General features: G+C 38.7%; 11 protein-coding genes. 7 read left to right on the top strand and 4 right to left on the bottom strand.

Features of this window, described 5'->3' with window-relative positions; translation table 11 throughout:
* Window positions 1-36: 36 nt before the first annotated feature.
* Entirely contained in the window at window positions 37-633 is a 597-nt protein-coding gene (locus KK060_RS17040; protein ID WP_254154976.1) for a hypothetical protein, read from the top strand.
* On the opposite strand, the gene KK060_RS17045 is transcribed toward KK060_RS17040, so the two are convergent.
* Window positions 607-1,596, bottom strand: coding sequence for an ATP-binding protein (locus KK060_RS17045; RefSeq protein WP_254154977.1), 990 nt, complete (start codon window positions 1,594-1,596; stop codon window positions 607-609). The genes KK060_RS17040 and KK060_RS17045 overlap by 27 nt on opposite strands.
* Before the next feature lie 140 nt (window positions 1,597-1,736).
* The gene (locus KK060_RS17050) at window positions 1,737-1,949 is read right to left on the bottom strand and encodes a hypothetical protein (RefSeq protein WP_254154978.1); all 213 of its coding nucleotides are present in this window, start codon (window positions 1,947-1,949) and stop codon (window positions 1,737-1,739) included.
* A gap of 223 nt (window positions 1,950-2,172) precedes the next feature.
* Between KK060_RS17050 and KK060_RS17055 the strand changes: the two genes are divergently transcribed.
* From KK060_RS17055 to KK060_RS17065, 3 genes are all read left to right on the top strand, one after another.
* Window positions 2,173-2,745: an HD domain-containing protein gene (locus KK060_RS17055; RefSeq protein WP_254154979.1), complete on the top strand. Its 573-nt coding sequence runs from the start codon at window positions 2,173-2,175 to the stop codon at window positions 2,743-2,745.
* A gap of 87 nt (window positions 2,746-2,832) precedes the next feature.
* A complete protein-coding gene (gene amaB, locus KK060_RS17060) occupies window positions 2,833-4,374 on the top strand; it encodes an L-piperidine-6-carboxylate dehydrogenase (RefSeq protein ID WP_254154980.1) in 1,542 nt (513 codons plus the stop codon).
* 58 nt (window positions 4,375-4,432) lie between these two features.
* On the top strand, window positions 4,433-4,840 hold the full coding sequence (locus KK060_RS17065; protein ID WP_254154981.1) for a response regulator: 408 nt from the start codon (window positions 4,433-4,435) through the stop codon (window positions 4,838-4,840).
* 9 nt (window positions 4,841-4,849) lie between these two features.
* Here the strand turns inward: KK060_RS17065 and KK060_RS17070 are convergent, their stop codons facing one another.
* Window positions 4,850-6,295: a hypothetical protein gene (locus KK060_RS17070; protein WP_254154982.1), complete on the bottom strand. Its 1,446-nt coding sequence runs from the start codon at window positions 6,293-6,295 to the stop codon at window positions 4,850-4,852.
* A 153-nt stretch (window positions 6,296-6,448) separates the two neighbouring features.
* Between KK060_RS17070 and KK060_RS25235 the strand changes: the two genes are divergently transcribed.
* The 3 genes from KK060_RS25235 to KK060_RS17085 all read left to right on the top strand — a co-directional run bounded on the left by KK060_RS25235 (window position 6,449) and on the right by KK060_RS17085 (window position 12,251).
* Window positions 6,449-9,040 (top strand): tetratricopeptide repeat protein, encoded by a 2,592-nt coding sequence (locus KK060_RS25235; protein WP_254154983.1) that lies wholly within the window; start codon window positions 6,449-6,451, stop codon window positions 9,038-9,040.
* Window positions 9,041-9,111: 71 nt separating this feature from the next.
* Window positions 9,112-10,761: an alkaline phosphatase PafA gene (gene pafA / locus KK060_RS17080; protein ID WP_254154984.1), complete on the top strand. Its 1,650-nt coding sequence runs from the start codon at window positions 9,112-9,114 to the stop codon at window positions 10,759-10,761.
* 80 nt (window positions 10,762-10,841) lie between these two features.
* Window positions 10,842-12,251, top strand: a complete 1,410-nt coding sequence (locus KK060_RS17085; RefSeq protein ID WP_254154985.1) for an APC family permease — start codon at window positions 10,842-10,844, stop codon at window positions 12,249-12,251.
* Between the two features lie 155 nt (window positions 12,252-12,406).
* Here KK060_RS17085 and KK060_RS17090 read toward each other — a convergent pair.
* The coding region (locus KK060_RS17090; protein ID WP_254154986.1) for a hypothetical protein at window positions 12,407-12,595 on the bottom strand (189 nt) is incomplete at its 5' end.

A 12,595-nucleotide genomic window follows, 5' to 3' on the forward strand; every position in this document is an offset into this window, starting at 1 on the left:
TGAATTGCGGAATATTGTTAGACTCATTGGTTGATTATGGAAGTACCAGAATTCGAAACAACAAATAACTTTATTAGGATACCAAAAACTTTTCGGAATTCTGAAACTGGTAAACTGTTTTCAAATTGCCTTGTATGCGAAAAGTACCTATTAAATGAGGGTACTCCTTACGTGATTGAGAAGGCCGTAAAGCAACATCATGAAGTTAAAGTAAAGGAGGTAATCTTTGAATATGCGATGTGTATGGAATGTGTTGTTGTAATGAACAACGCGTTAAGTAATGAGTCAAGGGAACGAATTCAAAATTATTTTGCAGAAAATACCAACCTCGAATATCGAAGTGAAGAATTGCTAAAGCATAAATCTCTAAGAACTAACAGATGGGTTAGCCATTGTTTAATAAAGAAGACTCCTATTTCAAAAAGCCCTGAGTATCAGTTGGTGGCTCAATGCGATGGAAAGTACATGGTGTTTACCGCAATGCCTTTTGCTTTGTCAATGGAAGCAATGGGTGAAATTTCTTCATTGTTATCAGCGAAAAGCTTAGGAGAGATGGATGATTTTATAGGTAGGTATTTTACGGGGCCCCCAGAGGTTTCTGAAATACTAAAGAAGCGATTGATTTTGGTCTGATGTGTCTTTGTAGTCGTCACCCTTTTCTATTGCCTTCGTAATTGAGTTAACAACGGCGTCCAGCTTGTCTGCACTAAGTTGCAGATGACTAACCATGTTTCTGGTATCTTCATCAAGATTTCCTTTCTTTATTAAATTGATTAATCCCAATATGCTTGCCACCGGTGCTCTTAATTTATGTGCATTTATAAAGGCATATTCCTCAAGTGCTTGATTCTTCTTTTTTAATTCCAGTGTACGTACATGAATTAAATTTTCGAGGTTCTCATTAATGCCTCTTATTATTTCTTCCTGTGCCTGAAGTTCTTCATTCTGAAGTTGCACTTCTTCATTGCTTATTTGTAATGCAATTCTTGTTTTTATTTCTTTAACAGTAAGATTATAACGTGTTTGTATAAGTACAAGCATAAATATTGTTACAACACAAAGGAGTAAACCTCCGTTGGGAAAGAATTCATTTAGAGAAAGATAGGGATTGTTGTATATGAAATAGGCTGTTGTAAAAACTGATATAACGATTACAATGGCAGAGTATAACCAATGCCATAGAACAAACATCGCCGCACCTATTATTAAGGCCATGTAGTTAAAGTTATGTCCAACCAGATGAGTATTATCGTTGTCCAGAAAATTATAAGTGTATGCATTCTGGAGCGAGATTAAAAGCAGGGGAACTCCAGCGATATAACTTGAAGGAAGGCTAAGCTTTCTGCATACCCAAAGATTAGCCAAAGTAATCAGCGAAACGCTTACTCTAAGAATAAAGATGTGAAACCAGTTCTCGTGAATATTAATGTAATCCGTGACCGCGAAGAGAGGATCTAACAAAATAGCAAACCATGCTGCAGCATGATGATACTTTCCGGAGGCTACCTCTAGTTCATTTCTCCAGGATCCTTCAGAAACTTGTGCGATTGATTCCTGGGGAGAAATCTTAAATAGGGGGTTGAAGAATAATCGCATTTAAATGCAAAATACTAATGTAAGAAAGTAAAAAAGCGCGCTTGACTAAAAATAAAATATAGAGGTAAGAAAATTGCTGAGGTTAAAAAAAATCCGCATGGGCGGATTTTAAATACTTTAATTAATCTATGATGTGAGATTTATAATTCTTCGTCTGCTCCTTTGCTTTTTTTTCTATCACGCTCCCATTGTAGGATACTTGCATCTTCAAGTGTTAACTTATTTCCCTGATCTTCAACCAATGCAGTACTATTTCCGTTTTTCTTAATACTCGTTTTTCCTGTAGGGGCTGATGTACTACTTTTTGATCGGCCCTTCTTAATTTTTGAAATCTTATTTTTGCTTGCTTTCATACCTTCTTCTTTTCAAGTGGATGTAACATACTGACAAATTTTAAGCCCGCAAGGCGGCAATCAATAAATATTATTGTTTCTGATGTTACTCCGGCGCTCGTTACTTTCTATCTGTGTTGTGGGGATTTTTTTACATGGCTGATTGCTTCTCTTCATTAATTGTTAAAATAACATTTGATTATTGTCCTTTGGCCTTAGGAACAGGTTTTTCGCAACTGCTCTGATGAATGAAGAAGATTTATTAAAAAAGATTGAACGATTTGCAGATGCGGCTCATGGTGCTCAAACCAGAAAGTATACAAATGATCGCTATATAGTCCATCCTATTCGCGTAATGAACTTATGCGAGCACTATAACAATGATATTGCCGTATTGGCAGCCGCTTTATTGCATGATGTTCTTGAAGATACCGCTGTAACAAGAGATGAATTATTTACTTTCCTCAAGATGCAAATGGATACAAAAACAGCCAACAGCACCATAAAACTAGTAGAGGAATTAACTGACATTTATACAAAAAATAATTTTCCTTCTTTGAATAGAAAGGTAAGAAAGGCTCTCGAGGCACAGCGACTATCTCTTGTTAGCTCAGACGCTCAGACAATTAAATATGCCGATATTATTGATAATTCTGACCTTGTTACCGCAGATCCTGATTTTGCAACTGTATATCTGCGGGAAGCTTCGATACTTTTAGAGATAATGCAAAAGGGGAACAATGATTTACGAGATAAAGCAATTCAGCGAATAACAGAATGTAAGCGCATTCTAAAAAGGATAAAATTTTCTCAATAGGTTTCATATTCTGAAAATCCTATTTTGCATGTAAAAATGATTATTCCCTGATCCTGGAAGTAATCCGATCATTAATAGTAAACACTAATGAAGCAATTTGGCATTAAAGAAGCGCTTGAAGTCCTAGGAGTTAAAAAGAAGAACAATGGTGTATCTACTGGAAGTAAGTGGTTAAAGACTACGGGTGCGCAAATTGATTCTCTCTCTCCTGTTGATGGAAAGCTCATTGGGGCCGTTCTTTCTGCTGATGAAAGGTCATATAATGAGGTAGTACAGCAAGCTTCCCAGGCTTTTAAGGAATGGAGAAGATGGCCTGCTCCGAAACGTGGTGAAATTGTAAGACAAATAGGCGAAGCGCTAAGAAATTATAAAGAATCTTTAGGCAAACTTGTTTCTTATGAAATGGGGAAGTCATACCAGGAAGGTTTGGGAGAAGTACAGGAGATGATCGACATCTGCGATTTTGCTGTAGGTCTGTCGCGTCAGCTTCACGGGCTTACCATGCATAGCGAAAGACCCAACCATAGAATGTATGAGCAATGGCATCCAATTGGGCCTGTGGGAATAATCACAGCATTTAATTTTCCGGTTGCCGTCTGGTCGTGGAATGCTATGATAGCATGGGTTTGCGGGGATACATGTATATGGAAACCTTCAGAAAAAACTCCTTTATGTAGTATTGCATGCCAAAACATTGTACAGGAAGTATTTGAAAAGAATGCAGTGCCAGAAGGGGTTTCATGTTTAATAAATGGTGATTACACCGTTGGTCAAATGCTTGCTGAAGATGAGAATATACCGCTTATATCTGCGACTGGCTCAATCAGAATGGGTAAAGCCGTAGCCAGAACTGCAAGTGAAAGGTTAGGAAGAACACTCCTGGAGTTAGGAGGAAATAATGCCATTATCATTACAGAAAATGCAAATCTTGATATAGCAGTACGGGGAGCGTTGTTCGGGGCAGTAGGCACCGCAGGCCAACGGTGTACAACAACAAGAAGATTAATTGTTCAGGAGAGGGTTTATGACGAAGTTAAAAATCGTCTGGTGAACGCATACGCCCAACTGAAAATAGGTAATCCATTGGATCCTGTCAATCATGTGGGGCCTCTTATTGACGAGAATGCTGTAAAACTTTACACGAGTGCACTTAAACAGGTTAGAAAGGAAGGAGGCAAAATTCTGGTAGAGGGCGGAGTGCTTGAAGGGAAGGGGTATGAGTCCGGTTGCTATGTAAAACCTTGCATTGTTGAGGCTGAAAATCATTACGCTATCGTGCAACAAGAAACCTTTGCTCCTATTTTGTACCTGATAAAATATAAAAAACTAGAGGAGGCAATAGAATACCAAAATGGTGTTAAGCAGGGACTTTCATCCGCTATTATGACTACCAGTATTCACGACATGGAAAAATATTTATCACACGAGGGGTCGGATTGTGGAATTGCAAATGTTAATATAGGAACTTCTGGTGCAGAGATTGGTGGCGCTTTTGGGGGAGAAAAGGAAACAGGTGGGGGCAGAGAGTCAGGGTCAGATGCATGGAAGAATTACATGAGAAGGCAAACAAACACCATTAATTATGGTGATACCTTGCCATTGGCACAGGGAATAAAATTTGCCATTTAGTCTTTTTTGGAAATAATCTTCAAACACTTATTTTTATAAACTATTCAAAATCTGCTCTATGCCAGAAAAGAAATACCGTACGGTCATGCTTATAGATGATAATGAGATTGATAATCTTATCAATCAAAAAATGATCGAAGCGGCTTCCATCACCGATAATATTTATACACACACAGGAGCTAAAAGTGCCATCGAGTTTTTAAAGAACATGGAAAAGCTTGATGTCGCAGAGAAAGTTCTGCCCGATGTTATTTTCCTGGATATTGATATGCCTCTTATGGATGGCTTTCAATTTCTGGATGAATTTGAAAAATTGAGTAATGTGGCTAAACGTAAGTGCAAGATAGTTATGCTTACGTCATCTATAAATCCGCAGGACTTCAATAGATCGAAGAAATACGAGAACGTTAAGTTATACCTTAACAAACCGCTTTCTCACGAAAGTATTATAAAACTGGAAGTTTAACATCTTGTGTTAAACTTCCGTTAATAACCTTACGAATTTATCGTCCAGCTTAATTAGTCGGGTAGGAGCGAAGTAAGATACCGTCGTGGAACCTAATCTAGGTATTAAGGCGCTTATCTTTTTAGCTTTTTCCTTTTTAGCTTCGCTTGTTGCTATTTTTAGTATTTTAAGGAATAGCATGATATTTTCACAGCTGTCCTTTCCAAACAACCGTATCTGACGCTGGATACTATTAGAAAGCTGGTTAAACAGTTCATAATCGCGCATGAGCACGTATTGAAGCGCCAGCAACGATTTGATTTCAAGCTGGGCAAATGGATACTTCTTTAGACTCACTTCATTTAGCAGGTTGTTAATCATTTTTGCCGCCTCATCAAACTTTTCAACATAGTAGCATGACAAAGCCCGGTAAACAACATATATGATGTGTTTAGGAATATCCTGCTGGTCTATTTCATAGTCTTCAAATATGTTTTCGTTTTCCTGGTAAAGCTCACTCTCTGTTCCGTTTCTTAAGTGTCGTTCAATCTTCGATATTAGGAACTGAGCAGGGAATGTATATGTAGAGTAGTTAACCATAAGGTTAGCACAAGCGTCATTTACTTCTTCAAAGTATTTTTCTGCCTGTCTGTACACTTTGTAGTGGTTGTAGTACTCCAGCTTCAGGAATTCAAAAACAAGATTTAAATGGTAATAAATGGCATCTAAATGGTAGCTCTCAAATACCTTTTGAACCTTTACGAAGATATCTTCAATAGACTCGCCTTCCTGTTGCATGCTGTCATCCACCTCTACAAACAACCGATGGAAGATGTACATGCAGCTTTGGTATACATACAAACGGTGCGATTCATATAATTTGCCCACGTTATGCATTTCCTTCATAACCAGGTTTAATCCAAGTCGCTCAATTTCGCCGCCGTTCAAAAGATAATCACCAAATTTCTTGAAGTAGTCGGCCAACAGATCCTCGGCTTTGTCAACTGCAAGCATATACGCAACATGCCGGTTATAAAGCTGAGAGTATTGAAAATGATCCTGAGAATTTATATTCAGCCTTTTCAATGACTTGTATATTACGGTCAGCTCGTTCGCTAAATCATAATCAAGTAGCTCTTTTTCCAGCTTTTTAAGGGTTGCAATTGATATTGCTTTTTTCTTGGTGAACATCACTTCGTTAATATTAGCTACTTTACGAAGCACATCCGTGCGTGGGCTATCCAGCTGCTCCATCAGGTACTCCTCAATCTTAAGATTAAGACGAGAGCGAAGTGTATAGTAAGCGTTGGCGTTTACTTCCAGCTCTGTCATAATCTTGCTGTCGGATAGCGAGCGTTCCCGAAGTGATTTCAGCAAGTAGGCTGACTTTTCAGCGTTACTTTCAATAAGTGAAGTATAAATAGCGGTAAAATCTTTCTCTGATAATTGCTTGATAATATTTTTTAGCTTGGCCATGAAGTCTGTTTTACAACGTGAAAAGTTACAAAATTTATTTTTTCATGCAATAATTGAAGTGATTGGCTGCTCAAAAAGTTACAGAAGTAAAAAGTTTCTTATAAGAGCAGGTTACTTTATGTTTGTGGTTTTGGTTAATCCCAGGATTATTACGTGATCAGAAAACTTGCTATAAGCTTACTTTTGTTCCTGATAGCAGGCATAGGCCTGGCGCAAACTAAAGCTATTTTAAAATCGGTACAAAAAAACATAAAAAAAGAAGAGTGGGCCAAATCTTTAGAGCTTCTTAATCAAGGGACAGCAAAAGATAGTGTTAATCCGGCTTTAAGTTTTGCCTATTGCCTGTTCTACATTCAACCTGCAAATCCCAGCTATAGCTTAGATTCTGCTTACCATTACGTTAACAAAGCCTTAATACAATACACCGGGTCATCTAAGAAGGAACAACACCGTTTAAAAAAGGATAAAATAGATTCCATAACCCTTACTCATTTCAGAAGCAGGATTGACAGTGCTGCTTTTGAAAGGGCAAAACAAATTAATACAGAAGGGGCCTTCCTTCATTTTCTTACTTATTACAACTCAGCGAGCCAGCACGACGAAGCGGTTATTCTCAGAGATGAGGCTGCATATCGAAATGCCTTGAACGTTAATACCTATCAAAGCTTTTTAACCTTTCTGGAAAAATATCCTACAGCCACAAAAGCTGCGGATGCAAAAAAAAGGTACGAACGGCTTCTTTTCGAATCAAGAACGAAAGAAAGAACCCTTAAAAGCTATCAGCAGTTTCTTAAGGACTACCCTGCCAGTCAATATAAAAAGGAGGTTGAGAAGCACATATTTGAAATATGGACGGCGTCAGGAGAAGCATCAGCATTTCTTTCTTATCTGGAGCAGTACCCCCGCAGCTCCTTTGCATTAAAAGCAAAGAATATTCTTTTTTACCTGTTATCTGAATTTGATGACGTTGGCCTGGCAAATACTTTCCTCAACGACTCACTTACTAAGATCAATATCCTTAATGAAAGTTATCTTATTCCTGTTCTTGATAAGGGACTGTTTGGTTTTATGAATAATAAAGGAGAAATGATCATTTCTCCCTCCTGGGCAGAGGTTCAGGATGATTATAAATGTGGCAACCTTATGGAGGACGTTTTGGTAATCGAGAACAAACTAGTTGCCAGAGACGGTTCGGTCATCTACGGAGATTCAGTTGATGCCATTACCAATATCGAAGACATAGGACTTGGCTATCTTATGGTATCTACAAACAATTGTACAAAACTGATCCATAAATCTGGGTTTGTTTTTGACGATTGTATTGATGACGCCAAAATTGTCTTAGGTCGGTTTATCGCTTTAAAGAAAAATGACCAGTGGGCTTTAAGTACATTAACTGGAAAGAGTTTAACCGCATATGCTTACGCGGGTATTGATGTTCTAAAAAGCGTTATTCTGTTAAAAACAATAGAAGGAACTGTGTTGGCCCATGCAGATAAATTAGCGCTTCTTGCAGACCAGCAAAAGTTGCAGTACATCGGTCCCTATGACGAAGTTAGAGCATGGAATGCAGATAAGTTCTGGGTTAGAAAAGGTGGTCAGACTGGTATTGTTGATACAAAATTAAATGACGTGATCTGTGAGCAGGAGCACGATTTGAAGCAAGCCTTCTTCGGCACCTTGGCAAGCTCAAAGAATAATTCTTTTTTATATAATCAGAGGGGCGAGTTAATCGATTCTGCAACAAGTGTAATGGTAAATGAGCCTTGGGTGGCAGTAAAGAAAAATGATTATTGGCAGTATGTAAATTATAAGCTAAACCAGTCTTACAAGAGATGCGATAGTTTGTGGTTTGTTGGTCCTTTTGTTGTTGAAACCTCAAAAGATACAATAACGGTTGTTTTCAACGCCAATGTTCGTCATTCATTTACACAAAAGATCACCACCTCATTTATACCCGGTAAAGATTCAAGCTCGTATCTTATAATTTCTCAAGATAAAAAGAAGACACTTTATAATCAGCGGGGGAACCGTCTTTTCTCTATTGAATGTGACAATATTCAAGCCGCCGCTAAGGATCATTTTATAGTTTGGAAGAAGGAAAAGAAGGGGCTAATTAATGGTGAAGGTAAATTAGTATTGCCGATAGAGTTTGATGCAATAGGAAGTGCTTCTAATAACGAATATGCGACACTTCTTAAAAGTTCAAGATTTGGTATTTATAACTTCAATACGAAAAAGTTTATAAAACCTCAGTATGATAAGAATCTGGTAGTTTATAACGATCATTTTCTCACTGCCTTTCAAAAAGGTTCTTATGGCTTTATTGATTGGGAGAATAAACCAGCAAGTCCTTTTACTTTTAATGAGGTCAAATATTGGGGCGATACCCTTGCCTTTGTGAGGCAAAACGATATATGGAAATTCTACAACCTGTATAGAAGAAAGACAACTGGTGATAATTTCAGGGAGATAAAATTCGTTTCAGAATTACCGGATGAGCGCGTAGCAATTGTGTATCCGGATTATGGTGCCGGTATACTAAGTAGTAAACGAGGTGAAATTATCAGGCCTTCGTTTAATTTTATTTCAAATGTCGGATCTCAGGAAGAACCCTGCTATCTTACCGAAAAGCATGTCGAAGAAGCATCGGTTTATATCATCATGTATTACGATAAGGATGGAAAAATGATCATGCGTAAGGTGTACGATGATGATGATTATGAGAAGGTTTTATGCCAGTAACAATTGAGTTTTTACATTAAGTTAATGATTGCCACATCTTTAATTACTAATATTGTTTTTTAGATATTTCAATGAATAAAATATTATTTCTCCTTTTAGCTGTAACTGCTTTGCAGGTGCAAAGTCAGGTTCCTGAATCAAAAAAACCAAAGCTTGTTATAGGAATTGTGGTGGATCAGATGAGACAGGAATATCTCTACAGGTTCTCCAATAAATTTGGCAACAACGGGTTTAAACGATTGATGCGCGACGGTTTCTATCTAAAAAACGCGCATTATAACTACGCACCAACAGTAACGGGTCCAGGCCATGCTTCTGTTTTCACAGGCTCTACCCCCGCCATACATGGTATAATCAGTAACGATTGGTACGATAAGAATCAGAAGAAAGAGGTGAATTGCGTGAACGACCCAAATCAAAAAGCTGTAGGCAATCCTGAAGGCCGGGGTGGGGTGTCACCTGCAAGACTTCTCAGTTCTACCATCACAGACGAATTAAAATTGTTTACACAGAAGAAGGCAAAGGTTATCGGTATCTCTTTAAAAGATCGTGGTGCTGTGCTGCCAGCAGGGCATATGGCTAATGGAGCTTATTGGTATGATAGCAAAACCGGTAAGTTTATAAGTAGTACTTATTACATGACTAGCCTGCCTGCCTGGGTTGAGAAGTTTAATCAGTTGAATCTGCCTGATAAGTATTTGTCGCAAGAGTTAAATACGCTTTTACCAATCAACCAATATGTAGAAAGCGGACCAGATGATACACCTTACGAAAATAAAATAGGCGGAAAAGAAAGACCTACATATCCTTACAACCTTAAAGAACTAAGAAAGAAGAATGGCGATTATGATCTATTGGCAATGACTCCCTTTGCTGATGATTACCTCACTGAAATGGCGAAGGCAGCGATTGCCGGAGAAGAGCTTGGAGCAGATGAATGGACAGACTTCCTTACGCTCTCATACTCAAGCACTGATATAATTGGCCATGCTATGGGCCCTAATTCTGTTGAAGTACAGGATGTATACTTAAGGCTCGACAAAAATATTGAAGATCTTTTAAACACGTTGGACCAAAAAGTAGGAAAGGATAACTATATCTTATTTTTAACTGCAGACCACGCAGTTGCTGATGTTGCCCAATACCTGAAGGATAATAGAGTGCCTGCCGGATATTTTAATCAAGCCAATGTAAAAGCAACACTTAATGAGTACTTACAACGCTATTTTCCGGGAAGAGATATAATAGAAGCTATAGATGGAGAGCAAGTGTTTTTCAACCAGGAAGCTTTTCAACGCGATCCTAAATCTTCAGGAATTGAGTTAATGGTGGCAACCGAACTGGTTATGAACTTTCTGATGGCTCAGGATGGCGTTGCCAATGTTTATTCTGAAAGTTTAATAAGGCAAAGTGCTTATGATGAGGGTGGCATAAAGGGCATGGTAGTACGCGGGTATCATCCAAAACGGTCTGGCGATCTCATCATCGTACTTGAACCAGGTTGGTACAGCTCATCCCGTATTCAGGGCACTACGCATGGATCTCCTTATCGATACGATACAAATGTTCCTGTTATGTTCTATGGTGCAGGAATAAAAAAAGGTTTTTCAGTAAAGTATCATCCTATTACTGATATAGCACCTACTGTCTCAGTACTGCTCAATATTAAATTCCCTAATGGCTCTACAGGTCAACCCATTGAAGAGCTGTTTGAAGAATAATCAGATAAACTATTCCTTAAGCAACAGTCAATTATTGTATCTTCAAAAAAAAATTAACCTGAACTAATACCCCTTACGTAATGAGTGAAACTAAGTTTAAACCTGTATTAGGTTTATGGGATGCAACTATGATTGTTGCGGGCTCCATGATAGGCTCCGGTATTTTTATAGTAAGTGCTGATATCGTAAGAAATGTAGGAAGCGCCGGATGGTTGATTGCAGTATGGCTTATTACAGGTTTTATGACAATTACCGCTGCGGTTAGTTATGGCGAACTCAGCGGAATGTTTCCCAAGGCAGGAGGACAATATGTGTATTTAAAAGAAGCTTATAATCCCCTTGTTGGCTTCTTATACGGGTGGAGTTTTTTTGCGGTAATTCAAACCGGAACAATTGCAGCAGTAGGAGTAGCATTCTCAAAATTTACTGCTTACCTGGTTCCTGGAGTTAGTGAAGATATTGTTCTTCTGAATCTTGGCTTCATAACAATTTCTCCGGCTCAGCTTCTTAGTATTGCTACCATTATCCTGCTCACCTATATTAATACACGTGGTGTTGAAGGAGGTAAGCTAATTCAAACAACGCTTACCGCTACAAAACTCCTGAGTCTTTTTGGATTGATAATTTTTGGACTGGTTATGATGAGAAGCGATGTTTGGAATGCTAACTGGGCCGATGCATGGAAATTGCAAAGTTTATCAAGAGAAGGTTCAATTGGCGATTATACAACCATCGCCGCATTTGGTGCCATAGCTGCGGCAATGGTGGGTTCTATATTCAGCAGTGATGCTTGGAATAACGTAACTTTTATTGCAGGCGAAATTAAAAATCCGCAAAAAAACATCGGACTTAGTCTTTTCCTTGGAACATTAATCGTTACGATTGTCTATGTAACTGCCAATATCATGTACACTTCAGTGTTGCCGTTACAGGAGATTGCAAGTGCTGAAAAGGATAGGGTAGCAGTTTCTGCTTCGCATGCGATCTTTGGCAACATTGGTACCTATATCATTGCCATCATGATTATGATCTCAACCTTTGGATGTAACAATGGATTGATATTGTCTGGCGCACGAGTGTATTATACCATGGCAAAAGATGGTTTATTCTTTAAGAGAGCCGGCCACCTGAATAAATTTGCTGTACCTCAACAGGCACTTTGGGTACAATGTATCCTGGCGTCCCTTTGGTGTTTAAGTGGCAAGTACGGCGACCTGCTTGACATGGTATCTTTTGTTGTTGTGCTTTTCTACATGCTTACCATCGTTGCCATTTTCATTCTGCGCAAGCAAAGGCCTGATGCAGTAAGACCATACAAAGCATTTGGATATCCTTTTCTTCCGCTGATATATATTACTATGGGTTTATCATTCTGTACGTTACTGATTATCTATAAGCCTCAGTACACCTGGCCCGGATTGATCATTACGCTGATAGGTATACCGATCTATTATTTCGCTCTTCAGCAGAAGAAAGCCCCGAATGCCTAGGTAAGCATTTGTGTTTAGTCTTTTCTTTTGTTGATCGTAGTTCGTCTTTGATGATTGAGTTCCGTCTAAATTTCGCATGAGTATTGTGTTTTAGTACAAAAGTAGGCGCGCGCACCGCAATCCATACGCGGTTAAAAAAATAGCTTAAAATATTTTCAAGGTCTTTGAATGGCACCCGTTTGTTTGGCGAGAAGCTGATAATAAGCTTGGGAGTGTCCGATGCGAGCACCATGCCAGCACCGTGCGTACAGCATGTCTGCGAGCAATTTGGGTATTTTAAAGCCGAACCGCTGCTGGCATTGTGAGCCACCCGTTGAGGCAGCATCATATTGTGAGGCAGTTAT

This window comes from Chryseosolibacter indicum, from assembly GCF_018598585.1.
Taxonomy (GTDB): domain Bacteria; phylum Bacteroidota; class Bacteroidia; order Cytophagales; family Cyclobacteriaceae; genus Chryseosolibacter; species Chryseosolibacter indicus.